The 23663-nt window shown below is 59.7% G+C and carries 21 protein-coding genes; 14 read left to right on the top strand and 7 right to left on the bottom strand.

The window, feature by feature from the left end:
• The first annotated feature begins 56 nt into the window (after positions 1–56).
• Both AC1RS8_RS04850 and AC1RS8_RS04845 read left to right on the top strand, forming a co-directional pair.
• Positions 57–1055 carry a hydrolase gene (locus AC1RS8_RS04850; RefSeq protein WP_057716541.1) on the top strand — a complete coding sequence of 333 codons (999 nt, stop codon included), beginning with the start codon at positions 57–59 and terminating at the stop codon, positions 1053–1055.
• 3 nt (positions 1056–1058) lie between these two features.
• On the top strand, positions 1059–1898 hold the full coding sequence (locus AC1RS8_RS04845) for an AraC family ligand binding domain-containing protein (RefSeq protein WP_489339396.1): 840 nt from the start codon (positions 1059–1061) through the stop codon (positions 1896–1898).
• A 131-nt stretch (positions 1899–2029) separates the two neighbouring features.
• Here the strand turns inward: AC1RS8_RS04845 and AC1RS8_RS04840 are convergent, their stop codons facing one another.
• Together AC1RS8_RS04840 and AC1RS8_RS04835 are read right to left on the bottom strand one after the other, a co-directional pair.
• The gene (locus AC1RS8_RS04840) at positions 2030–2884 is read right to left on the bottom strand and encodes a sulfurtransferase (RefSeq protein WP_489339397.1); all 855 of its coding nucleotides are present in this window, start codon (positions 2882–2884) and stop codon (positions 2030–2032) included.
• A 32-nt stretch (positions 2885–2916) separates the two neighbouring features.
• Positions 2917–3588: a TetR/AcrR family transcriptional regulator gene (locus AC1RS8_RS04835; protein ID WP_057712900.1), complete on the bottom strand. Its 672-nt coding sequence runs from the start codon at positions 3586–3588 to the stop codon at positions 2917–2919.
• A gap of 145 nt (positions 3589–3733) precedes the next feature.
• Here AC1RS8_RS04835 and AC1RS8_RS04830 point away from each other — a divergent pair, with 145 nt between their 5' ends.
• From AC1RS8_RS04830 to AC1RS8_RS04810, 5 genes are all read left to right on the top strand, one after another.
• Complete coding sequence (locus AC1RS8_RS04830) at positions 3734–5164, top strand: coniferyl aldehyde dehydrogenase (protein WP_489339398.1); 1431 nt, start codon at positions 3734–3736, stop codon at positions 5162–5164.
• 28 nt (positions 5165–5192) lie between these two features.
• Positions 5193–5738, top strand: coding sequence for a twin-arginine translocation pathway signal protein (locus AC1RS8_RS04825; RefSeq protein WP_489339399.1), 546 nt, complete (start codon positions 5193–5195; stop codon positions 5736–5738).
• Positions 5739–5890: 152 nt separating this feature from the next.
• Positions 5891–7486: a GMC family oxidoreductase gene (locus AC1RS8_RS04820; RefSeq protein WP_489339400.1), complete on the top strand. Its 1596-nt coding sequence runs from the start codon at positions 5891–5893 to the stop codon at positions 7484–7486.
• A gap of 115 nt (positions 7487–7601) precedes the next feature.
• Positions 7602–8081 (top strand): pantetheine-phosphate adenylyltransferase, encoded by a 480-nt coding sequence (gene coaD, locus AC1RS8_RS04815; protein WP_046039203.1) that lies wholly within the window; start codon positions 7602–7604, stop codon positions 8079–8081.
• 171 nt (positions 8082–8252) lie between these two features.
• Complete coding sequence (locus AC1RS8_RS04810; protein WP_003195146.1) at positions 8253–8504, top strand: YfhL family 4Fe-4S dicluster ferredoxin; 252 nt, start codon at positions 8253–8255, stop codon at positions 8502–8504.
• A 135-nt stretch (positions 8505–8639) separates the two neighbouring features.
• On the opposite strand, the gene mutM is transcribed toward AC1RS8_RS04810, so the two are convergent.
• Entirely contained in the window at positions 8640–9452 is an 813-nt protein-coding gene (gene mutM / locus AC1RS8_RS04805) for a bifunctional DNA-formamidopyrimidine glycosylase/DNA-(apurinic or apyrimidinic site) lyase (protein WP_057712896.1), read from the bottom strand.
• 42 nt (positions 9453–9494) lie between these two features.
• Positions 9495–10364 (bottom strand): HDOD domain-containing protein, encoded by an 870-nt coding sequence (locus AC1RS8_RS04800; protein ID WP_090451968.1) that lies wholly within the window; start codon positions 10362–10364, stop codon positions 9495–9497.
• Between the two features lie 153 nt (positions 10365–10517).
• Between AC1RS8_RS04800 and AC1RS8_RS04795 the strand changes: the two genes are divergently transcribed.
• The 4 genes from AC1RS8_RS04795 to ilvD all read left to right on the top strand — a co-directional run bounded on the left by AC1RS8_RS04795 (position 10518) and on the right by ilvD (position 16460).
• Positions 10518–11714, top strand: a complete 1197-nt coding sequence (locus tag AC1RS8_RS04795; protein ID WP_489339401.1) for a class I SAM-dependent rRNA methyltransferase — start codon at positions 10518–10520, stop codon at positions 11712–11714.
• Between the two features lie 383 nt (positions 11715–12097).
• A complete protein-coding gene (locus tag AC1RS8_RS04790; protein ID WP_489339402.1) occupies positions 12098–13201 on the top strand; it encodes a SagB family peptide dehydrogenase in 1104 nt (367 codons plus the stop codon).
• Positions 13202–13203: 2 nt separating this feature from the next.
• Positions 13204–14400 (top strand): MFS transporter, encoded by a 1197-nt coding sequence (locus AC1RS8_RS04785; RefSeq protein ID WP_489339403.1) that lies wholly within the window; start codon positions 13204–13206, stop codon positions 14398–14400.
• 218 nt (positions 14401–14618) lie between these two features.
• A complete protein-coding gene (ilvD, locus tag AC1RS8_RS04780) occupies positions 14619–16460 on the top strand; it encodes a dihydroxy-acid dehydratase (protein ID WP_057712890.1) in 1842 nt (613 codons plus the stop codon).
• Positions 16461–16640: 180 nt separating this feature from the next.
• Here ilvD and AC1RS8_RS04775 read toward each other — a convergent pair whose 3' ends face one another.
• Complete coding sequence (locus AC1RS8_RS04775) at positions 16641–16928, bottom strand: DUF6124 family protein (RefSeq protein ID WP_057712889.1); 288 nt, start codon at positions 16926–16928, stop codon at positions 16641–16643.
• Between the two features lie 538 nt (positions 16929–17466).
• Positions 17467–18522, bottom strand: a complete 1056-nt coding sequence (locus AC1RS8_RS04770) for an HAD family hydrolase (protein ID WP_407516158.1) — start codon at positions 18520–18522, stop codon at positions 17467–17469.
• A 242-nt stretch (positions 18523–18764) separates the two neighbouring features.
• Between AC1RS8_RS04770 and AC1RS8_RS04765 the strand changes: the two genes are divergently transcribed.
• Entirely contained in the window at positions 18765–20156 is a 1392-nt protein-coding gene (locus AC1RS8_RS04765) for an L-cystine transporter (RefSeq protein ID WP_429521767.1), read from the top strand.
• Between the two features lie 116 nt (positions 20157–20272).
• On the opposite strand, the gene AC1RS8_RS04760 is transcribed toward AC1RS8_RS04765, so the two are convergent.
• A complete protein-coding gene (locus AC1RS8_RS04760) occupies positions 20273–20785 on the bottom strand; it encodes a dihydrofolate reductase (RefSeq protein WP_057712886.1) in 513 nt (170 codons plus the stop codon).
• Positions 20786–20870: 85 nt separating this feature from the next.
• On the opposite strand from AC1RS8_RS04760, the gene AC1RS8_RS04755 reads away from it, so the two are divergent.
• Both AC1RS8_RS04755 and AC1RS8_RS04750 read left to right on the top strand, forming a co-directional pair.
• Complete coding sequence (locus AC1RS8_RS04755) at positions 20871–22241, top strand: DUF2868 domain-containing protein (protein ID WP_489339404.1); 1371 nt, start codon at positions 20871–20873, stop codon at positions 22239–22241.
• Positions 22234–23598: a GTPase/DUF3482 domain-containing protein gene (locus AC1RS8_RS04750; protein ID WP_489339405.1), complete on the top strand. Its 1365-nt coding sequence runs from the start codon at positions 22234–22236 to the stop codon at positions 23596–23598. Before AC1RS8_RS04755 ends, AC1RS8_RS04750 begins: the two co-directional genes overlap by 8 nt.
• Positions 23599–23663 lie beyond the last annotated feature (65 nt).

The raw sequence follows: 23663 nt of genomic DNA, 5'->3' as shown, positions 1-23663 counted from the left end.
CCGACCGACCTGAAAAAGGTGCGTACCCGCTACGCACCGCTGCATCGAGAATGATCGTGTCTCATCCGCCAGAACGCTTCACCCCCGCCTTCGGCCTCGGCAATCCGCACTTGCAAACCTTGTGGGGGCCGCTGTGGCGTAAAACCGTGCACATCGGTCGCGAACGCGAGCGTCTTTGGCTTGAAGACGGCGATTTTCTCGATCTCGACTGGCACGGCCCGCACAGCGCCGACGCACCGTTGGTGCTGGTATTGCACGGGCTCACCGGGTCCTCGAATTCGCCTTATGTCGCCGGCATGCAAAAAGCCCTGGGCGACCGAGGCTGGGCGAGCGTCGCACTGAACTGGCGCGGCTGTTCGGGCGAACCCAACCTGTTGCCGCGCAGCTACCATTCCGGCGCCAGCGAAGACCTGGCCGAAACCATCAGGCACTTGCGGGCCAAACGGCCTCTCGCGCCACTGTATGCGGTGGGTTACTCCCTGGGCGGTAATGTCCTGCTCAAGCATTTGGGCGAAACCGGCAGCGACAGCGGCGTGACGGGCGCCGTGGCGGTGTCGGTGCCGTTCCGCCTGGACCAGTGCGCCGACCGTATCGGGCAAGGCTTCTCCAAGGTTTACCAGGCGCATTTCATGCGCGAGATGGTCGCCTACATCAAGAACAAGCAGCGACAATTCCAGCATGACGGACGCGAGGAGGGCCTGGCAGCCCTGGCGGCCCTCGGATCCCTGGAAAACATGCGCACGTTCTGGGATTTCGACGGACGCGTCACTGCACCACTGCACGGTTTCGCCGATGCCGAGGATTACTATCGCCGTGCCTCCAGCCGCTATTTCCTTGGCGAAATTCGTACGCCGACCTTGATGATTCAGGCCGCCGACGACCCCTTCGTGTTTCCCCACAGCCTGCCGCAGGTCGATGAGTTGTCCGCTTGCACGCAATTCGAACTGCAAGCCAATGGCGGGCATGTCGGCTTCGTCGACGGTACGCTCAGGCAACCGGGTTACTACCTGGAGCGACGTATCCCCGAGTGGCTGGCCGCCATAGGGCGCTCTTGAATCATGGACGCTGACCAAGGCGAATCAATCCACTTCTGGCAAACCCCGCCACTGGCCGGGGTCGAGTTATTGTCCGCCCGCTACATCGACCATCGTTTCGCCCCACATGTGCATGACGGCTATGTGATCGGCATGATCATGGCCGGCGCCCAGCGTTATCGCTATCGCGGCGCTGAACACCTGGCGGGCAGCGGCACGCTGGTGCTGATCAACCCTGATGAACTGCACACCGGTCACAAAGGCACCGAGGATGGCTGGCTTTACCGGGCGTTCTATCCGGACAGCGGGCAGATGACCTCGCTGCTGGCCGAACTCGAACTGCCAACCCACCACTTGCCGGCCTTCGGTGCCACGCTGTATCGCGACCAGGATCTGGTGAACGGCTTCTGCCAACTTCACCGCTTGCTGGAAAGCCCCGCCAGCGCATTGCAGCAACAAACGGTCTGGCGTGAACTGGTGCTGTCGCTGTTGCAGCGTCATGCGGCGGTGCCTGATGCCGGCAAACCCGGCAAGGAACACCGTGCCGTGAGCCTGGCCAAGGAATTGCTGCACTCGCAATTGGCAGCACCGCCCTCACTGGAAGCGCTGGCGACGGCGGTCAATCTCTCGCCATTCCATTTCGCCCGGGTGTTCCGCCGGGCCACCGGTATGCCGCCGCACACCTGGCTGATGCAACAGCGCATCGCCCGGGCGCGGGCGTTGCTGCAAAGTGGTTGTCTGCCGCTGGAAGTCGCGATGCAACTGGGGTTTGCCGACCAGAGCCATCTGAGCCGGCAGTTCAAGCAGGTGTATGGGGTTGGACCGGGGGCGTATCGCAGTGCAAAGCGGGGACTTGAGGTTTGATGGGGTCTCACAAACCCCATCCATCCCCGTGGGAGCGAGCTTGCTCGCGATGGCGGCTTAACAATCAGCATCAATATTGAATGTTATGGCCCCATCGCGAGCAAGCTCGCTCCCACAAGGTTTCGTGGCGTTCATTCGCCGGTGGCAATGCCCCGCGCAGGCTCGTTGATCCACTCGCTCCACGACCCGGCATACAACGAACCCAACGGATAACCGGCCAGACACAACGCAAACAGGTTGTGGCACGCCGTCACGCCGGAACCGCAGTACGCCACCAGATCATTTGGCGAACGATCGCCCAGTTTCGCGGCAAAACGCTGCTTGAGCTGATCGGCCGGCAGGAAGCGCCCGTCGCTGCCCAGGTTCTCGGTAAACGCAGCACACTGGGCGCCGGGGATGTGCCCGGCTATCGGATCGATCGGCTCCACCTCACCCTTGAACCGCGGCAGTGCGCGGGCATCGAGCAGGGTCAGTTCCGGCCGTGCAAGGCGCTTTTGCAGCTGCTCGGCACTGATCAGTAACGCCGTATCAGGACTGCCGGTGAAGGAGCCACAGGGCATCGCCGGCGCATCCAGGCTCAGCGGCAAACCGGCCGCGTGCCAGGCCTTCAGACCGCCATCAAGGATGAACACACCGTCGCGCTTGCCCAACCATGCCAGCAACCACCAGGCCCGCGCCGCATAGGCCCCCGGACCGTCGTCATACAGAACCACTTCGCTATCGGCATTGATGCCCCAGGCTTGCAGGCGTTCGATCAGTTGCGCCGGCTCGGGTAACGGATGACGCCCGGTCACGCCCTTGACCACGGCGCCACTCAGGTCACGCTCGAGGTCGGCATAGCTCGAACCGGCGATGTGCCCTTCGGCATAGCTGCGCTGACCGTAATCCGGGTCTTCGAGGGCAAAACGACAATCCAGAATCACCAGCCCCGGCTGGTCCTTTTTCAGGTCCAGTGCTTGCGGGCTGATCAGTTGCGCAATGGGCATAGCGGGCTCCTGTGATTAACTCGGCTTTGATCCTACTGTACTTCTTCCAGTGCCTGGGCCAGGGGCACGTAAAACTCTTCGAACAAGGCGCTGACCGCATCGCGGGCCTGGTCCGTAACGAACCCGGCCTCCAGCACCAGCACCTGATACACCCCGCGTTTAATGGCCTGCTCGCTCAAGTGGCTGGAGTTCTCCCGCGTGGTGCACAGGAAGCGCACCCAGGACGTGAGGATGATCCAGGCATTGAGCGTCAAGGATTCGATCTGCACCTTGTCCATCTTCAGGATGCCGGCGGCGACGAAACCTTCGTAGATCGCCCCCCCCTGTATCAGGCAGCGCTGGGAGAAACGTCGATAGCGGTCGGCCAGGTCCGGATCGCTGTCGAGCAAATGTTCGAGATCGCGATGCAGAAACCGGTAGCGCCACATCGCCGACAGCAGCTCCTTGAGGTAGAAGCGTTTATCTTCCACCGTGGCGGCACGGCCCTGGGGCGGACGCAGGAAGCTGTCCACCAGGCTTTCGTACTCGCTGAACAGCACGGCGATGATCGCCTGCTTGTTCGGGAAGTGGTAGTACAGGTTGCCCGGGGAAATTTCCATATGGGCAGCGATGTGGTTGGTGCTGATGCTGCGCTCGCCCTGCTGGTTGAACAGCTCCAGGCTGTTCTGCACGATGCGCTCGCTGGTTTTGATCCGTGGGGCCATGGCTTGAGCTTTAATTCAGAGTGCGTTGACGGGCATCTTAGATCTATCCGCGAGCGGATAAAACAAAGCTGTTCCAGGATGTCATTTGACTTTTTAGAGCATAGACTCTAAAAAGTGCTTCATTACAATAAATCCGGAGCCGACCATGACTGCTGAAATTTCCTACCTGCAGAACCTACAGCAGCCGCTGGAAGAGCTTCAGGCCCTGTTCGACGCCCAGCGTGCCGCGTACGCCGCCAACCCGATGCCACCGGCCGCGCAGCGCCAGCAATGGCTCAAGGCGCTAAAGGATTTGTTGAACAATGAACGCCAGGCCCTGATCGATGCGATCAGCCAGGACTTCAGCCATCGCAGCGCCGATGAAACCCTGCTCGCGGAACTGATGCCCAGCCTGCACGGCATCCATTACGCCAGCAAACACCTCAAGGGCTGGATGCGAGCCTCGCGACGCAAGGTGGGCGCCGCTTTCCAGCCGGCTTCGGCCAAAGTGGTTTACCAACCGCTGGGCGTGGTCGGGGTCATCGTGCCGTGGAACTACCCGTTGTATCTGGCCATCGGTCCGTTGGTCGGCGCGCTGTCGGCGGGCAATCGGGTGATGCTCAAGCTCAGTGAGTCGACCCCCGCGACCGGCTTGCTGATGAAGCAACTGCTGGCGCGAATCTTCCCCGAAGACCTGGTTTGCGTGGTCCTGGGCGAGGCTGATATGGGCGTGGCGTTTTCACGCCTGCCGTTCGATCACCTGCTGTTTACTGGCGCCACCAGCATCGGCAAACACGTCATGCGCGCCGCCGCGGAAAACCTGACCCCGGTGACCCTGGAGCTGGGCGGCAAATCCCCGGCCATCGTTTCCCGGGATGTGCCGCTCAAGGACGCCGCCGAACGCATCGCCTTCGGCAAGACCCTGAATGCCGGCCAGACCTGCGTGGCCCCGGACTATGTGCTGGTGCCGGAGAATCGCGTCGGAGGTTTCGTCGAAGCCTATCGCACAGCCGTCCGTGGGTTTTATCCGACGCTGGCCGACAACCCGGACTACACCGCGATCATCAATGAGCGACAACTGGCGCGTCTCAACGGTTACGTCAGCGACGCCACCAGCAAGGGTGCGCTGCTGATGCCGCTGTTCGACCAGGGCCAGGGCCGCCGCATGAGCCATAGCCTGCTGCTCAATGTCACGGACGAGATGACGGTGATGCAGGACGAAATCTTCGGGCCGCTGCTGCCGATCGTGCCGTACAAGGATCTGGACCAGGCATTTGCCTACATCAACCAGCGCCCTCGCCCACTGGCGCTGTATTACTTCGGCTACGACAAGCGCGAACAACAGCGCGTGCTGCACGAAACCCATTCCGGCGGCGTGTGCCTGAACGACACCCTGCTGCACGTCGCCCAGGACGACATGCCGTTTGGCGGCATTGGTGCCTCGGGCATGGGCCACTATCACGGACATGAAGGGTTCCTGACCTTCAGCAAAGCCAAGGGCGTGTTGATCAAACAACGGTTCAACGCCGCGAAGTTGATCTATCCGCCGTATGGCAAATCGATTCAGAAGCTGATCCAGAAGCTGTTCATCCGCTAACGATAATCACCGTCGGGTAATAACAATAATGACCCCCAGCCTGTCCGATACACCCGCGCTGTCACGGCGCGGGTTGCTTAAATTCAGCCTCGGCGCCACAGCTTTCCTCGCCACCGCCGGACTCGGAGCCAGCCTCAGCGGCTGTTCGTCGAGCGTCCCGGCCAATGGCTTCGTCACGTTACGCAGCAGCGACCTGCTGTTTTTGCGGGCGTTGATCCCGGTCATGCTCGAGGGTGCCGTGACCGCCGAACGGATGCCCGAGGCTGTCGATGGCACGCTGAAAAGCCTGGATTACAGCCTGGCCCACCTGTCGCCGGAAATGCTCAAGCTGACTCAACAACTGTTCGATGTGCTGGGAATGGCCGTGACCCGCGGACCGCTGACCGGGATCTGGGGCAGCTGGGAAAACGCCAGTGCCAACGACATCCGAGCCTTTCTCGATCGCTGGGAAAACAGCTCGTTGAGCCTGTTGCGCATGGGCCACAGCTCCTTGCTGCAACTGGTGATGATGGCCTGGTACGGCCGCAAGGAATCGTGGACGCATTGCGGGTATCCCGGGCCGCCAACTGTCTGATACCGAGTCGCCTCCATCGCGAGCAAGCTCGCTCCCACAGGCTTGAGGTGGCCGCACCTTTTGTGAACGACTCGATCCTGTGGGAGCGGGCTTGCCCGCGATAGCGTCAGCCGCTTCACCGCCTACTCCAACAATAAAAAGAGAATCCGAAAATGCCCGTACCCGATCCGTTCCGCGAAGGCATGGCCCGAGGCTGGAAAACCTACAACGGCTCGCAACTGACCCAGGACCTTACACTCGAAGCGGACGTGGCGATCATCGGCAGCGGTGCCGGCGGCGGCACCACCGCCGAAATCCTCAGCGCAGCCGGCTACAAGGTACTGCTGATCGAGGAAGGCCCCCTCAAGACCAGCAGCGACTTCAAGCTGCTCGAAGACGAGGCCTACGCCAACCTTTATCAGGAAGGCATTGGCCGCATGAGCAAGGACGGCGCGATCACCATCCTCCAGGGCCGGGCGGTGGGCGGCACCACGCTGATCAACTGGACCTCAAGTTTCCGCACCCCGGAGCCGACCCTGGAACACTGGGCCAAAGAGCACAACGTCAAGGGCCACAGCCCGGCGGAAATGGCGCCGTGGTTCGAGAAAATGGAGCAACGCCTGGGCGTCGCGCCGTGGATGGTGCCGCCCAACGCCAACAACGATGTGATCCGCAAGGGCTGCGAAGCACTGAATTACTCATGGCACGTCATCCCGCGCAACGTTCGCGGCTGCTGGAACCTCGGATACTGCGGCATGGGCTGCCCGACCAACGCCAAGCAATCGATGATGGTCACCACCATTCCGGCGACACTGGAAAAAGGCGGTGAGCTGCTTTACCTGGCCCGCGCCGAAAAACTCACGATCAGCGGCGACAAGGTCACCGGCCTGCAATGTTCGGCGATGGATGAACGCTGCGTCGCACCGACCGGACGCACCATCACGGTCAAGGCGCGGCATTTCGTGCTGGCCGGTGGCGGCATCAACAGCCCGGCCTTGCTGATGCGTTCCGGGGCACCCGACCCGCACAAGCGCCTGGGCAAACGCACATTCCTGCACCCGGTAAACATGTCCGCCGCGTTGTTCGACGAAGTGGTCAACCCCTTCTACGGCGCGCCGCAGTCGATCTATTCCGACCATTTCCAATGGCAGGACGGCACCACGGGCAAAATGTCCTACAAACTGGAAGTCCCGCCTCTGCACCCGGCGCTGGCCACGACTTTGCTCGGTGGTTTCGGTCAGGAAAACTCGCAACACATGGCCAATCTGGCCCATACCCACGCCATGCTGGCGTTGCTGCGGGACGGTTTTCACCCGGACAGCCCCGGTGGCAGCGTCGAATTGCGCAGCGATGACACGCCGGTGCTGGACTATCAGCTATCACCCTACGCCTGGGATGGATTGCGCCGGGCGTTCCATACCATGGCCGAGATACAGTTTGCCGGTGGCGCCAAGGCCGTGATGCCGATGCACGCCGACGCCCGCTACGTGAAGACCCTCGCCGAAGCGCGCACGCTGATCGACAGCCTGAGCCTGGAGTTATATCGCACACGCCTGGGCAGTGCCCACGTGATGGGCGGTTGCGCCATGGGTGAAGACCCGACAATCGCAGTGACCGACAGCCTCGGCCGGCATCATCAACTGGGCAATCTGTCGATCCACGACGGCTCGCTGTTCCCCACCAGCATTGGCGCCAATCCGCAGCTGTCGGTCTACGGACTGACGGCGCAACTGGCGACATCCCTGGCGATGCGTTTAAAAAACCCATGAAAATGACGATAATTCCCATCGTCTATAGTGCTTTCTTACCCAACAGGCGACTTGGCCGACCGGGAAGGCTGCGATACCATCCGACTCCCCAACGGATTCCCGCCAGGACGACGCGATGAACCGAGTGTTGTACCCAGGTACCTTCGACCCTATTACCAAGGGCCATGGCGATCTGGTCGAACGCGCCTCGCGCCTGTTCGATCACGTGATCATCGCCGTCGCCGCGAGCCCGAAGAAAAACCCGCTGTTTCCTCTGGAACAACGGGTAGAACTGGCGCGCGAGGTGACTAAACATCTGCCGAACGTTGAAGTCGTCGGCTTCTCGACGCTGCTGGCGCACTTTGCCAAAGAGAAGAATGCCAACGTGTTCCTGCGTGGTTTGCGCGCGGTGTCGGACTTCGAATACGAATTCCAGCTGGCCAACATGAACCGCCAGTTGGCGCCGGACGTGGAAAGCCTGTTCCTGACCCCGTCCGAGCGTTATTCGTTCATTTCCTCGACGCTGGTCCGTGAAATCGCAGCCCTGGGCGGCGATATCACCAAGTTCGTGCACCCTGTGGTGGCGGACGCACTGACCGAACGCTTCAAGAAGTAAACTGTAGGAGCGAGCCTGCTCGCGATGGACGTCAACGATAACGCGGGAAACCTGACACCCCGCGGCGTTCTCAGGTTTTTCGCGAGCAAGCTCGCTCCCACAGCGCCAATGCGGCACAATTAGACGCATTGGTTTATTGCGCCCGGGCCTGCCGCCCCGGCTGGAGTTAGCATGTCCCTGATCATCACCGACGATTGCATCAACTGCGACGTCTGCGAACCCGAGTGCCCGAACGCCGCCATTTCCCAAGGCGAAGAGATCTACGTGATCGACCCGAACCTGTGCACCCAGTGTGTCGGCCACTACGACGAACCGCAGTGCCAGCAAGTCTGCCCGGTGGATTGCATTCCACTGGACGAAGCTCATCCGGAGACTGAAGAACAGTTGATGGAGAAGTACCGGAAAATTACCGGCAAGGCTTGAATGATGCAGTGCTCTTTCGGGCCTCATCGCGAGCAAGCTTGCTCCCACACTGGAATTGCATCGTTCACAAAACCCCTGTGGGAGCGAGCTTGCTCGCGATGACGTCATCAGCCTCACTGAAAATCTGACTGACTGTCAGCTCTGACAACGCGGGCAAAAAACGCTGGCGCGCTGCCCGAGCTTCACTTCCCGCAGGCCCGTGCCACAGACCTTGCAGTGCTCGCCACCACGGCCGTACACGAACAGTTCCTGCTGGAAATAACCAGGCTGACCGTCGCCACCGATAAAGTCCCGCAGCGTGGTACCGCCGCGCTCGATAGCGGCCGCCAGGATGCGCTTGATCTCGATGGCCAGCTTCAAGTAACGCGCACGGGAAATGCTCTTGGCTTCGCGGCGCGGGTCGATCCCGGCAGCGAACAACGCTTCGGTCGCGTAGATATTGCCGACGCCCACCACTACCGCGTTATCCATGATGAACGGCTTGACCGCCATCGAACGCCCACGGGACAGCTGGAACAGGCGCTCGCCGTCGAACAGGTCGGTCAGTGGTTCCGGCCCCAGGCGGATCAGCAATTCGTGATTGAGCGGGTCGAGGCTCCAGAGCATTGCGCCGAAACGCCGTGGGTCGGTGTAACGCAGGGCCAGACCCGACTCCAGTTCGATGTCCACATGCTCATGCTTGGCCGCCGGCAGCCCGGCCTCCACCAGACGCAAATTGCCTGACATGCCCAGATGGCTGATCAAGGTGCCGACTTCGGCATTGATCAGCAGGTACTTGGCGCGACGCTCCACCAGTACGATGCGCTGCCCGGACAACCGCACATCAAGGTCCTCGGGAATTGGCCAGCGCAAGCGGCGTTCACGCACGATCACCCGGCTGACCCGCTGGCCTTCCAGGAACGGCGCGATACCGCGACGGGTGGTTTCGACTTCTGGCAATTCAGGCATGGTGCTCTCGGATCAGGCGCATGGCCTGGAAGGTTCCGACACTCAGCGATGAGTGCCGAGGTCGCGGATCGTCTGTTTGAGGGTCTCGAAGTCGTAGTCCGAGAGGCCGACATAATCGAGCACCAGCGGCGCGATGCTGTTCCACTCATGATCTTCGGCCTGATTGCCCAGCACCCGGTACGACGCGCAAATATGCTCGGCCATCTTCAGGATCGCCAGCAGGTTCTTCAACGAACTGTTGCGCGAAGATTCATCGCTGAATATCGCCAGGGCATTGTGGTGATTGGCGATCGCAGCACTCACATGTTCCGGCAGACGCCAGGACTTGGCCGTGTAATACCCGACCACCGAGTGATTGGTATTGAACACCTGATTCTCCGTATCCACCACCCGGCATTCGGCGCTGGCGTTGGCATAGGCCTGCTCCAGAACGCCCATGTAGTCGGGGAAACGCTGGAGCATCAAGGGCACGCCGCAGTCGTGGAACAAACCCAGGGCGTACGCTTCGTCGCCATTTTCAACGCCGATGCGCTTGGCCAGGGTCAGACAGGTCATGGCCACGTCCTGAGCGGTGTCCCAGAAACGGTTCAGGGTGACGATGGTGTCGTCATTCATCTCGCCCTTGATCGACTGTGCATTGATCAGGTTGATGACCGAGCGGCTGCCCAGCAGATTCACCGCACGCTGGATCGAGGCAATCTTGTTGCTCAGGCCGTAATACGGCGAATTGACGATTTTCAGCAAGGAACCGGAAAGGCCCGGATCCTGGGAGATCAGCTTGGCGATGACTTCCAGATCCGGGTCGGGCATGTACTGCTCCATCTGCAAATCCACCATGATTTGCGGCTGGGCCGGTACGCTGATGCCCTGCAGGGCTTGTTGGATCTGTTCGGAAGTCAGCTCTTGGGACATGTGTGCACACTCTGGGTCAGACGGCGATTCTAACCTTTATGAAGTTGGATCCGACATACCAAATCGCAAGACAACCCTCGCCACATGTCCACTTGCAGGCCAATCCGGGGCCTCAACACGCTATACTCCCGCTCTTTTTTCCGGAGCGACGACATGTCCCTGCCTAGCCTGCGCCTCAAAGCCAACGCCGACCGTCGTCTGCGCAACGGTCACTTGTGGGTCTACAGCAACGAAATCGATGTAGCCGCTACGCCTTTGCACGGTTTCAAGGCCGGCGACCAGGCGATCCTCGAAGCCGCCGGCGGCAAGCCGCTGGGCATCGTCGCCATGAGCCCGAACAACCTGATCTGCGCCCGCCTGCTGTCGCGCGACATCAAGCTGCCGCTGGACAAATCGCTGCTGGTGCACCGCCTGAACGTGGCCCTGTCCCTGCGCGAGCGCCTGTTCGACAAGCCGTTCTATCGCCTGGTCTACGGCGACTCCGACCTGTTGCCAGGCCTGGTGGTCGACCGTTTCGGCGACATCCTGGTGGTGCAGATCGCCTCAGCGACCATGGAAGCCCATAAAGACGACGTGATCGCGGCGCTGACCCAAGTGCTCAAGCCAAGCGGCATTCTGTTCAAGAACGACTCCGCTGCCCGTGACGCCGAAGGCCTCAACCGCTACGTCGAAACCGTGTTCGGCCTGGTGCCGGAGTGGGTTGCCCTCGAAGAGAACGGCGTGAAATTCGAAGCGCCAGTCATCCAGGGTCAGAAAACCGGCTGGTTCTACGACCACCGCATGAACCGCTCACGCCTGGCGCCTTATGCCAAGGGCAAGCGCGTACTGGACCTCTACAGCTACATCGGTGGCTGGGGCGTGCAGGCTGCTGCATTCGGCGCCAGTGAAGTGTTCTGCGTCGACGCATCGGCCTTCGCCCTCGACGGCGTCGAGCGCAACGCCGCGCTGAACGGCTTCGCCGAAAAAATGACCTGCATCGAAGGCGACGTGTTCGAAGCCCTCAAAGAGCTGAAAGCCAGCGAAGAACGCTTCGACGTGATCGTGGCCGACCCGCCGGCGTTCATCAAACGCAAGAAAGACATGAAGAACGGCGAAGGCGCCTACCGCCGCCTGAACGAACAAGCCATGCGCCTGCTGACCAAGGACGGCATCCTGTTCAGCGCATCCTGCTCGATGCACCTGCCGGAAGACGACCTGCAGAACATCCTGCTGACCAGCGCCCGTCACCTGGATCGCAATATCCAGATGCTCGAACGCGGCGGTCAGGGTCCGGATCATCCGGTGCATCCGGCCATCCCGGAAACCCGCTACATCAAGAGCATTACCTGCCGGTTGCTGCCGAATAGTTAATTGCTGACAGCACTGAGGTTGATCGTCCGCACTTCAATAGCGCGAACGATCAACTAGCCATCCGACACCAATACAAAAACTTCATTCTTATTAAGAATTTACCGACCTTGAAAAAGTTATCGGAACAGGACCACATCACTTCGAGAAACGCCCTACACCATTTCGTTTGACCTCAATCCATCCAGGCCTATTATCCAGCTTACCACTTGAATACTTGAGTGGTGGATGTAAAAACCTTTACTGGAGATTGAATCATGAAAAAAGTTCAACTTGAGAAAAATCTAGCGGTACACCACCACGCGATGCTTAGCACGCCTAAGTAATCACTCAGGAAAAGCCGGACAGAAAACCTTCTGTCCGGCTTTTAAAAAGAGGGATGCCGCATGCAACTCAACCCCTATATTTTTTTACTGCCCAAGCCTCCTCGGCTTTTCATCTGGAACTATAAAACTCATGAGCAATTCGAAGTCGACAGCTCTCACGCCGGTCGATTAATTGAGCTTATCGAGCAAACAGAACTATTTGATAAATGCCACCCAATCGACACTGATTTTTTTGAAGCCGGTATATTTGTCGATGAGGACTTACCACCAGATGACTGGCAATGGGATGACCTTTCGAAGATTTTTCACATCGGAACCAAAGACCTTGGTGCTGGCGATACCCCAAAGAACACAAAGGAATGGGCTGATCGTTACTTCGCTCATTGTCAGGAGGCGCTGGGTCGAGAGCCCCCACCACCTCACCCATTTGCCAACCTCCAGCGTGAGAACCTGCTCTGCCTGCCAGCCCCCACTGACAATAGGGCATTAGAGGGGCATATCGGATTCAAGCAAGTCTTGTTGCAGCGGAAAACATGCCGTTCCTTTCTGAAAAAAAGCGTGTCGTTGAATGATGTCAGCACGCTTCTCTACCTTTGTCTCGGTTACCTGAAGGAGCGAGAGTCCGATACCTGCGAACTGACTCCGGGCATGTTCAATGCACGGCGCAGCAGCCCGTCAGGTGGTGGACTGAACGCCAGCGAAGGGTATTTATATGCTTACAACGTGCAAGGGATCGACCCTGGAATTTATTACTACCACCCGAACCTGCACGCTTTAAAATTATTGAGTCGCTTAAACAGCCCTCTCGGCTCCCTTCTACAAGGCCAACACTTTGCCAACAACATTCCTTTTGGAATTTTCCTTACTTCGCGCCTCGATAAAATGTGGTGGAAATACCCTCACTCGCAAGCCTATCGGGTTTCATTGCTTGAGATCGGCCACATATCGCAAACCATACAACTGTGCGCGACATCACTTGGGTTGAATACCTGGCTAACCGCAGCCCTGACCGAATCAAAAACAGAAAAACTTATAAAATTGGATGACCTATCAGAACAAGTATTTCTCTTTATAGGTGCCGGACACAGCAAAGGAGAGACATTGTGTGAGGACCTACAAAGTTTATTAAACAAAAATGGCCCGCCAAACTCCGGAACTCAATAAAAATGTCAGAACACTCAATCACCAAGACAAGCGACAACATCACAGCTCAAAAAATCTCCCGATTCATTCTTATCACCAGTATTTCGTTAATCAGTTTTTTTCCTCTCAACATCCTGCTCCCCTCTTTCCCAGCCCTGGCGTTGGAGTTCAATACGTCAATGGTTGATATCGCGTTTTCGGTTAGCTTGCTCACATTGGTTTTTTCTTTCGCGCAACTGGTAACCGGCCCCCTGTCGGACAAATGGGGGCGCAAGGAAGTGCTGCTTGGATGCCTGATCCTATGCTCAATAGGTGCGATCGGCTGTACCCAGGCAACGGATTATTCGACTTTTATGGGCTTTCGCGCCGTTCAGGCATTAGGGTGCGGCTTTTTTGTGCTGGGCCACGCGCTAGTGGAGGACCTGTTCGAAGAAAAGGATCGAGCCCGGGTGCGCATTTATTACATGACCCTGAGCGGGTCATTTGTCGCACTGTCCCCTCTGCTTGGTTCATGGCTGCAAGCGACCTTTGATTGGCAGGGAAGCTTTTATGCGTTTTCCCTGATGGCACTCGGTATTTTTATCCATGCGCAAACCGTATTGCCTGCCAGATCAGCCCGAGTTGACCACGAGCCCACTTCAATTATTTCAACACTGAAAACCATCCTGAACAGCAAAGACTTTGTTCGCTATTGGTGGATCGCCGCGCTGGTCTTCTCCTGCTACTTCGCCCTTATCAGCGTGACCCCGATAATTTTTATGGACGTACTGAAACTGTCTGAATACCAGTATGCGTTGGTTCTCGTGCTGTATGGCGTGGCTTACGTCCTCGGTGGTGCTCTGGCTTCGGCCGCGCAGAAGCGCATTTCCCTCAACAAACAGATCAACCTTGGGTTGAGCCTGTTGATCAGCGCCGGCTTGGCTTTAGGGTTGATCCTGACCTTCAACGCAATAACGACGTTGACATTGTTTTTGCCAATGCTGATCAGTGCGCTGGCTGTCACCCTAGTTCGGCCAGCAGCCATTTCTGCAGCAATGCTGCTGTTTTCCAGCAATGCCGGAACCGCTGCATCCGCTGGCAATACAATCATGTTCCTCACCGCAGCCATCAGTAGCGCTGTGCTTGCCCAGGCAGGCCCCCACCTGTTGACGGTCATTGCCGTCTGTTTCATCGGCTTCAGTCTGTGGGGATTGCTGATAAATGCGCGGGTCGGGCGATGATCAAGCGCCCTACGGCATTCCCTCCAGCCGCCAGCCGTGTAGAATCGCGAACATTCATCGCCAGTCATCCCCGGCGGGTTTATGAGCTCAAGCTGAAGCGCGCGGCGATCCCGCAAAGTTATCGGCAACTTCCGGACACGCGGCCATTTCTGAGTGTTCCAGACGTCAATAGAAGCTCACTTCCCTTTTGATACCTGATTAGCCGCCCGGAGTGCTTCATGCCTGATTACCGCTCGAAAACATCCACCCACGGCCGCAACATGGCCGGCGCCCGCGCTCTGTGGCGCGCCACGGGGATGAAAGATGACGACTTCAAGAAGCCGATCATCGCCATTGCCAACTCGTTCACCCAGTTCGTACCGGGCCACGTCCACCTCAAGGACCTGGGCCAACTGGTCGCCCGCGAGATCGAACGCGCTGGCGGTGTGGCAAAAGAATTCAACACCATCGCCGTGGACGACGGCATCGCCATGGGCCACGACGGCATGCTGTATTCGCTGCCGAGTCGCGAGATCATCGCCGACTCCGTCGAGTACATGGTCAACGCCCACTGCGCCGACGCCATCGTGTGCATCTCCAACTGCGACAAGATCACCCCTGGCATGCTGATGGCGTCCCTGCGCCTGAACATCCCGGTGATCTTCGTCTCCGGCGGCCCGATGGAAGCCGGCAAGACCAAACTCGCTTCCCACGGCCTCGACCTGGTCGACGCCATGGTAATCGCCGCCGACTCCAGCGCTTCTGACGAGAAAGTCGCCGAGTACGAGCGTAGCGCCTGCCCGACCTGCGGTTCGTGCTCCGGCATGTTCACCGCCAACTCGATGAACTGCCTGGTCGAAGCGCTGGGTCTGGCATTGCCGGGCAACGGTTCGACCCTGGCCACCCACAGCGACCGTGAGCAACTGTTCCTGCAGGCCGGCCGCACCATCGTCGAGCTGTGCAAGCGTTACTACGGCGAGAACGACCAGTCGGTACTGCCGCGCAACATCGCCAACTTCCAGGCGTTCGAAAACGCCATGACCCTGGACATCGCCATGGGCGGTTCCACCAACACCATCCTGCACCTGCTGGCCGCCGCCCAGGAAGCCGAGATCGATTTCGATCTGCGCGACATCGACCGTCTTTCTCGCAACGTGCCGCAACTGTGCAAGGTCGCGCCGAACATCCAGAAGTACCACATGGAAGACGTGCACCGTGCCGGCGGGATCTTCAGCATCCTCGGTTCGCTGGCCCGTGGTGGCTTGCTGCACACCCAGCTACCGACCGTGCACAGCCGCAGCATGGAAGAAGCCATCGCCAAGTGGGACATCACCCAGACCAACGACGAAGCCGTGCATCACTTCTTCAAGGCCGGTCCGGCGGGCATCCCGACGCAAACCGCGTTCAGCCAGTCGACCCGTTGGGAAACCCTGGACGACGACCGTGAAAACGGCTGCATCCGCAGTGTCGAGCACGCTTACTCGCAAGAAGGCGGCCTGGCCGTCCTCTACGGCAACATCGCTCTGGATGGCTGCGTGGTGAAAACCGCTGGCGTCGACGAATCGATCCACGTATTCGAAGGCAACGCGAAGATCTTCGAAAGCCAGGACAGCGCCGTACGCGGCATCCTCGCCGACGAAGTGAAAGAAGGCGACATCGTCATCATTCGCTACGAAGGCCCGAAAGGCGGCCCGGGCATGCAGGAAATGCTCTACCCGACTTCGTACCTGAAATCCAAAGGCCTGGGCAAAGCCTGCGCCCTGCTCACCGACGGTCGTTTCTCCGGCGGTACCTCCGGTCTGTCCATCGGTCACGCTTCGCCTGAAGCGGCTGCCGGTGGCGCAATCGGCCTGGTGCAGGACGGCGACAAAGTGCTGATCGACATTCCGAACCGCTCGATCAACCTGTTGGTCAGCGACGAAGAACTGGCGGCACGCCGGGTCGAGCAGGACAAGAAAGGCTGGAAACCGGTGGAAGTGCGTCCACGTAAAGTGACCACCGCCCTGAAAGCCTACGCCCTGCTGGCCACCAGCGCCGACAAGGGTGCTGTGCGTAACAAGGCGATGCTCGACGGGCTGTAAGGCTTAACCGTCGGACAAAAAATGCCCCGCCAAGTGCGGGGCATTTTTGTTTCTGCCGGTCACCTTTCACCTGTAGGAGCGAGCCTGCTCGCGATGGACTGGAGAACGCCGCTGGGTGTCAGGTTTCCAACGTTATCGTTAACGACCATCGCGAGCAGGCTCGCTCCTACAAGGGCAGAACTATTCCTGTGGATCGAGATTATCGAGGGCCTGGTTCACCGCCAGCTCACCCAGCATGATGACCTGCGCAATCCCCAGCATCGTGCTGCGTTGGGAGCCTTCCAGCAGGCCGGCGAAATCGTTGGCCATGACATTGGCCGAGGCGAGTGATTCGCAGGCGTGGGCCAACAGGGTTTCGGTGTCGAGGCCGGGCGCGATCAGGAATGTTCGGCTGGGTTTGCGCGGGGTGGCGTTGATGTGGGCGGAGAGGTTGTTTGATTCGGGAGGATCGGGGGTAATTTTCAGCATTGATAAAACTCCTTACACCATAAGACAAGGAGCCATCACCCTCGCTACCAAACGAAGGTGGCGGCCATGCGCAGGTTGGTAGACCGGGGTGTAAGGAAACCGGCGCGCCCGAAAGCGCCCTGTGCATGACCACCATAAAAAGCAGAGACGCAAGAACGTCTGCAAATCATGATGCTTTGCACCCTACACAGCCAGGCTACCAAACCCGATCACTGATGTTCAGCGACAGGTAGACGGTAGAGTCCGGGAGTAAGGCGCACAAGCCGGCGGATTCTGGCGTAGTCGTAGTCCCTTACGCAAGAAAGCGTAGGTTGCGACTGTCAGGAGATGGCGATCAAACAGAGGCTTTCATTGCACCGACTGGCCTCTTCGCGAGCAAGCCCGCTCCCACAATGGATCTGCGTGAACACTGGATTGGGGAACAACACCGATCAAACTGTAGGAGCGAGCTTGCTCGCGATGGACGCAAGGACACCGCGTCAAATCAGACAGCACGCGTCATCGTTAACGACCATCGCGAGCAAGCTCGCTCCTACAATTACTGGATTTCTTCAGGCTTGACGATCACCCAGTTCTTGTCGGCAGTCACCGTCATCCCTTCCTTGGCCTGGGCCGCGGCATTCTTGGCCATCATGCCGTTAATCTGGGTCATGTATTTGTCCTTGCGATTGACCCACAGGTGGATGCCACCCTTGGCCACGTCAACACTGTGGAACAACATGTAACCATCACTGGTCGGGGTATCGCCGCCGACCAGCACCGGTTTTTTCCACTCGTCGATGTAGGTCAGGATTGCCGCGTGCTTACCGGCCATCCAGGTCGCCGGGGTCCACAGGTACGGGGTCAGTTCAAGGCCGAGGTTGGCCTTCTCGTCATACTTGCCGGCGGTGATCTGCTTGCGCGCAGTGGTCAGCTCGCCAGTCTTCGGGTCCTTGAGCAGCAGCGACACGCCGATCACGTTCTGCGGTTTGACGTTGTAGCCGTACTTCGGGTCGGCCGCGACCATGCGCACCAGTTCTTCGGAGGCGGCGGTCATCACGTAGACCTCGATGCCGTTCTCCATCAGTTTGTTGTACAGCTCTTGCTGGCCCGTGAAGATCTTCGGCGGGTTGACGTCGAGTTTCTTGACCACGTCGCCTTCGTAATAAGTGGCCGGTACCGGTTTGCCCGACGCCATCATCTCGTCGACGTAGCCCTTGAGTTCCTTGAGCGTAAAGCCGGAGAACACCTGGGCGACCCATGGATAGCAAACCATGTCGTCGAGTTCACAGAGGCGGTAGTAGTAGCTGAACAGGCTTTCCTTGTGGTCGGCGGTGTCCTTGAACGGCATCAGTTTCAGGGAGGGATCGAGCTTGTCGCGGGTGATGAGGCCCTTGTTCTCCATGAACGGCAGCAACGACTCTTCGAGGTCATAGCGGTAACTGGTGTTGTCCATGTCGAACACCGCGTAGTTACCTTTGTTGGCGTTGGCGGCGATCATCGCGTCCAGTGCCTTGGCCTGATCAGCGGGCCAGTGTTTCAAATCCGTTGCGAAAGCCTGGCCGGCAAGGCCCAGGCAAAGTGCTGCTGCCAGTAATTTCGGTGCGAACTTCATTGGCGTTTCTCCCTGAATGTGAAAGAGATCGACGCTAACAAATAAGTGTGACAGTCCCCGCCTGTCAGCGACCGTCTGTGTCCCTTTCGCGCCAGTTGCATTTCTGACAGCGACATCCGCTTATTCCAAAAACGACGGATACCATACGTTTTTGATATTAATTCATTAGTTTTCAAACTGTTAGGCTTGCCGGTTCGCAGCTGCCCCGGAAGGCAGCTGGCAAAAGTCTAATGGGAGTTCCAATGAATCTGCCGCTGATTCTCAATCTGCTGGTGTTCCTCGCCCTGCTCCTGGGCCTGGCGCAAACCCGCCACACCACTTGGAGCCTGGCGAAAAAAGTCCTGCTCGCACTGGTGCTGGGCGTGGCATTCGGTGTGGCCTTGCACACTGTTTACGGTGCCGGTAATCCGGTGCTGAAAGCCTCGATCGGCTGGTTCGATCTGGTGGGCAACGGTTATGTGCAATTGCTGCAAATGATCGTGATCCCGCTGGTGTTCGCCTCGATCCTCAGCGCCGTGGCCCGTCTGCACAACGCTTCGTCGCTGGGCAAGATCAGCTTCCTGACCATCGGCACGCTGCTGTTCACCACGGCCATCGCGGCGTTGATCGGCATCGGCCTGACCAACCTGTTCGGCCTGACCGCCGAAGGCCTGGTGGCCGGCACCCAGGAAATGGCGCGCCTGCAAACCATCCAGACCGATTACGCCGGCAAGGTCGCCGACCTGAATGTGCCGCAGCTGTTGCTGTCGTTCATTCCGCAAAACCCGTTCGCCGATCTGGCGCGAGCCAAGCCGACGTCGATCATCAGTGTGGTGATTTTCGCTGCGTTCCTGGGTGTCGCGGCGCTACAACTGCTCAAGGATGATGCCGAGAAAGGTCAGAAAGTGATCAACGCCATCGACACCCTGCAAGCCTGGGTGATGCGCCTGGTGCGCCTGGTGATGAAGCTGACCCCGTACGGCGTGCTGGCACTGATGACCAAAGTGGTCGCCGGCTCCAACCTGCAAGACATCATCAAGCTCGGCAGTTTCGTCGTGGTGTCTTACATCGGCCTTGGCCTGATGTTTGTGGTGCATGGCGTGCTGGTGTCGGCCGCCGGGATCAATCCGCTGCGCTTCTTCCGCAAGATCTGGCCGGTGCTGACGTTTGCCTTCACCAGCCGCTCCAGCGCTGCGACGATTCCGTTGAGCATCGAAGCGCAGACCAGTCGTTTGGGCATCCCGCAGTCCATTGCCAGTTTCGCCGCTTCGTTCGGCGCGACCATCGGCCAGAACGGTTGTGCCGGCCTGTACCCGGCGATGTTGGCGGTGATGGTGGCGCCGACTGTGGGCATCAACCCGCTGGACCCGCTGTGGATCGCGACGCTGGTGGCGATTGTCACGCTGAGCTCGGCCGGTGTGGCCGGAGTGGGTGGCGGCGCGACGTTTGCGGCGCTGATCGTACTGCCGGCGATGGGCTTGCCGGTGTCACTGGTGGCGTTGCTGATTTCGGTCGAGCCACTGATTGATATGGGGCGTACGGCGTTGAATGTGAGTGGTTCGATCACGGCTGGGGCAATTACCAGTCAGGTGATGCAGCAGACTGATAAAGAATTGCTGGATGCGGATGAGCATTCGGCGTTGGCGCAGGCTTGAGTAGCGTCAGTTAGACCGCTATCGCGAGCAAGCTCGCTCCCACAGGGATCTGTGGTGTTCACACAATTTGTGATTCACCTCAAAACACTGTGGGAGCGAGCTTGCTCGCGATGCTTTTAAACCTTTTCCCAGACTTCGAAGTTGTAGGCCGGCTTGTCATCCACCGCCGGATTTTCGGTGTTGGAAACCAGCTTCCACTGGCCCAAATCAAACTCCGGAAACCACGCATCCCCTTCCGGGCTCAGCGCCACGCGAGTCAGGTACAACCGATCAGCCTGTGCCAAGCCTTGCGCGTACAACTGCGCACCGCCAATCAGCATCAACTCATCAACGCCCTGTTCCTTCGCCCATGCTTCGGCGCGGACAACGGCGGCTTCCAGCGACGGATAAACCTCCGCGCCTTCGAGCTGCAGATCCGCCTGACGGCTGACCACGATGTTCAAGCGGCCCGGCAACGGACGACCGAGTGAGTCCCAGGTCTTGCGCCCCATGATGATCGGCTTGCCCAGGGTGGTGGCCTTGAAATATTTAAAGTCCCCCGGCAGGTGCCAGGGCATGCTGTTGTCGACGCCGATCACACGGTTTTCACCGAGGGCTGCGATCAGGCTGAGGGGGAGTGATTTAGTCATGCCGGCGAGGATACCAGAGCCTCGCTTTCGCCGATAAGCGCCACAGCGGTTATGCTCTCAGCTCAATGAAGCGACGGGATGCCGCGTGACTGAACTCAATACCCTCTGGCTGACAGAAACTATCCGCCTGCGCGAAGAACACGCAGGCCCCTTGGAAGACCTTGAAGCCAACCGGCTGGCCCGCAGCGTCGGCGGTGATTTGCCGTCGCGCATTCAACGCCGGGCCATGTGGCTGGCTGAACGCGATGGCCTGACCGCAGCCCTCCAACACTGGTTGCAGGGCGCACGACTGGCGCTGATCGTAATGGCGGTGCTGGCGGTGATCAGCGGCGCCGGCCTGGCCTTTGCCGCAATGGGCGATGGCCTGCACCCGGTGAATGTGTTCTGGGCCTTGGGCAGCCTGCTCGGGCTCAACCTGATCCTGCTGTTGAGTTGGGCCCTGGGCCTGGCGTTTGCCGGAGAACACGGCGCCAGCCTCGGGCGACTGTGGCTGTGGCTAAGTGAAAAACTCGCCCGGGACGCCAAGGCCACGCAACTGGCCCCCGCCCTGCTCCTGTTGTTGCAACGGCAAAAGCTCAATCGCTGGGCCATCGGCGTATTGGTCAACGGCCTGTGGTTGCTGGCGATGATCAGTGCCTTGGTCATTCTGCTGACACTGATGGCAACCCGGCGCTACGGCTTCGTCTGGGAAACCACCATCCTCAGTGCCGACACCTTTATTGCCGTAACCCAGGCGCTTGGCGCCCTGCCGGCCCTGCTCGGATTCAGTGTTCCCACCGAGCAGATGATCCGTGCCAGCGGCGACGCCGCACTGAGTATCGAAAGCGCCCGCCAGGCCTGGGCAGCATGGCTGGTTGGCGTTCTGCTGGTTTATGGGATTTTGCCGCGCCTGCTGCTCGCACTGTTTTGCCTGTGGCGCTGGAAATCCGGGCAAACGGCGCTCCGCCTGGATTTGAACCTGCCCGGCTACGCACAGCTTCGCGAACGCTTGATGCCCACCAGCGAGCGTCTCGGCATCAGCGATGCGGCGCCTGAGCAACTGCATCGCGTGGAAAGCGGCGTCAGCGAACAACAAAGTGATGGTGCTCTATTGGTCGCCATCGAGCTGGACGACGACCGCCCGTGGCCACCGCAATTGCCGAAAAACGTGAGCAACGCTGGCATCCTCGACAGCCGCGAATCGCGACACAAACTCCTCGAACAATTGACCCGCTTTCCCCCGGCACGCCTGGCCATTGCGTGCGATCCACGGCGCTCGCCGGATCGCGGTAGCCTGGCCCTGATTGCCGAACTGGCCCGCAGCGCCAGCGCCACCCGCGTGTGGTTGTTGCAGGCGCCCCCCGGTGAAGCGCTGGACGCCGAACGCCTGGGCGACTGGCACGTGGCGCTGCAACAGCTTGAGCTGCCGTTTGCCGATTGTGCACCGATGAACTGGCTGGAGACGGGTCATGACTAATCCCCTGAAACTCGCCGTGGTCGGCCACACCAACGTCGGTAAAACCTCACTGCTGCGCACCCTGACCCGCGACGTCGGCTTCGGTGAAGTGTCCCATCGTCCCAGCACTACACGGCACGTCGAAGGCGCCCGTCTTTCGGTGGACGGCGAGCCGCTGCTCGATCTCTACGACACTCCCGGCCTGGAAGACGCCATCGCCCTGCTCGACTACCTCGAACGCCTGGAGCGGCCTGGCGAACGCCTCGACGGCCCGGCGCGGCTGGCGCGTTTCCTGGATGGCAGCGAAGCCCGGCAACGCTTCGAACAGGAGGCCAAAGTGCTGCGCCAGTTACTGGCGTCGGACGCCGGGCTCTACGTGATCGACGCCAGGGAACCGGTACTGGCCAAGTATCGCGACGAGCTGGAAGTGCTGGCCGGTTGCGGCAAACCCTTGCTGCCGGTGCTGAATTTCGTCAGCAGCGCCAACCACCGCGAACCGGCCTGGCGTGAAGCGCTGGCGCGGCTGGGCTTGCATGCCTTGGTGCGCTTCGACAGCGTCGCGCCGCCGGAGGATGGCGAGCGTCGACTCTATGAAAGTCTCGCCCTGCTGCTGGAAACTGCCCGGCCGCAGCTCGAACGACTGATCGCCGATCAGCAAGCCCAGCGTTTGGCTCGCCAACAAAGCGCAGAGCGATTGATTGCCGAATTGCTGATTGATTGCGCGGCCTGCCGGCGCAGCGTGGTCAGTGAAGCCGAGCAGGAACAACAGGCAATCATCGAACTGCGCAAAGCCGTGCGCCAGCGTGAGCAGCGTTGCGTCGAGTCCCTGCTCAAGCTGTACGCCTTCCGCCCACAGGATGCCGCGGCCAGTGATTTGCCGCTGCTCGACGGTCGTTGGGGCGACGATTTGTTCAACCCGGAAACCCTGAAACAACTGGGCGTTCGGGTCGGTGGTGGTATCGCAGCGGGTGCAGCTGCCGGGGCCGGGGTCGATTTGCTGGTGGGCGGCATCACGCTAGGCGCGGCGGCATTGGCCGGTGCGATTGCCGGCGGCGCGCTGCAAACCGCCCGCAGTTATGGCAGCCGCTTGCTCGGCAAGCTCAAGGGCCAGCGCGAACTGACTGTGGATGACAACGTGCTGCGCCTGTTGGCGCTGCGCCAGCGGCAATTGCTGCAAGCGCTCAATGCCCGCGGGCACGCGGCGATGGACAGCATTCAGGTGGCCACGCCACAGGATAAAACCTGGCGCGAAGGCAAACTGCCCGAGGCCCTGAACAAGGCGCGGGCGCATCCGCAGTGGTCGTCGCTCAATCCTCATTCAAAATTGAATCAGGCGGAGCGGCAGGAGCAGATCGAGGTTCTGGCACAACAGCTGTAGAGGCAGGAACACTTGCTTTGCCTGGACTGACGCCATCGCGAGCAAGCTCGCTCCTACAGGGGATT

Source organism: Pseudomonas sp. GW821-FHT12A04, assembly GCF_058807755.1.
Note: the sequence above shows the minus strand (reverse complement) of the source record. Positions and strands in the feature narration are given on the sequence as shown.

Coding starts and splice junctions, on each gene's coding strand:
- AC1RS8_RS04760 (WP_057712886.1), bottom strand. CDS start 20,785: ATGACTAAATCACTCCCCCTCAGCCTGATCGCAGCCCTCGGTGAAAAC.
- AC1RS8_RS04830 (WP_489339398.1), top strand. CDS start 3,734: ATGACTGCTGAAATTTCCTACCTGCAGAACCTACAGCAGCCGCTGGAA.
- AC1RS8_RS04825 (WP_489339399.1), top strand. CDS start 5,193: ATGACCCCCAGCCTGTCCGATACACCCGCGCTGTCACGGCGCGGGTTG.
- AC1RS8_RS04840 (WP_489339397.1), bottom strand. CDS start 2,884: ATGCCCATTGCGCAACTGATCAGCCCGCAAGCACTGGACCTGAAAAAG.
- AC1RS8_RS04800 (WP_090451968.1), bottom strand. CDS start 10,364: ATGTCCCAAGAGCTGACTTCCGAACAGATCCAACAAGCCCTGCAGGGC.
- AC1RS8_RS04790 (WP_489339402.1), top strand. CDS start 12,098: ATGCAACTCAACCCCTATATTTTTTTACTGCCCAAGCCTCCTCGGCTT.
- AC1RS8_RS04775 (WP_057712889.1), bottom strand. CDS start 16,928: ATGCTGAAAATTACCCCCGATCCTCCCGAATCAAACAACCTCTCCGCC.
- AC1RS8_RS04785 (WP_489339403.1), top strand. CDS start 13,204: ATGTCAGAACACTCAATCACCAAGACAAGCGACAACATCACAGCTCAA.
- mutM (WP_057712896.1), bottom strand. CDS start 9,452: ATGCCTGAATTGCCAGAAGTCGAAACCACCCGTCGCGGTATCGCGCCG.
- AC1RS8_RS04765 (WP_429521767.1), top strand. CDS start 18,765: ATGAATCTGCCGCTGATTCTCAATCTGCTGGTGTTCCTCGCCCTGCTC.
- ilvD (WP_057712890.1), top strand. CDS start 14,619: ATGCCTGATTACCGCTCGAAAACATCCACCCACGGCCGCAACATGGCC.
- AC1RS8_RS04845 (WP_489339396.1), top strand. CDS start 1,059: ATGGACGCTGACCAAGGCGAATCAATCCACTTCTGGCAAACCCCGCCA.
- AC1RS8_RS04795 (WP_489339401.1), top strand. CDS start 10,518: ATGTCCCTGCCTAGCCTGCGCCTCAAAGCCAACGCCGACCGTCGTCTG.
- coaD (WP_046039203.1), top strand. CDS start 7,602: ATGAACCGAGTGTTGTACCCAGGTACCTTCGACCCTATTACCAAGGGC.
- AC1RS8_RS04835 (WP_057712900.1), bottom strand. CDS start 3,588: ATGGCCCCACGGATCAAAACCAGCGAGCGCATCGTGCAGAACAGCCTG.
- AC1RS8_RS04750 (WP_489339405.1), top strand. CDS start 22,234: ATGACTAATCCCCTGAAACTCGCCGTGGTCGGCCACACCAACGTCGGT.
- AC1RS8_RS04810 (WP_003195146.1), top strand. CDS start 8,253: ATGTCCCTGATCATCACCGACGATTGCATCAACTGCGACGTCTGCGAA.
- AC1RS8_RS04820 (WP_489339400.1), top strand. CDS start 5,891: ATGCCCGTACCCGATCCGTTCCGCGAAGGCATGGCCCGAGGCTGGAAA.
- AC1RS8_RS04770 (WP_407516158.1), bottom strand. CDS start 18,522: ATGAAGTTCGCACCGAAATTACTGGCAGCAGCACTTTGCCTGGGCCTT.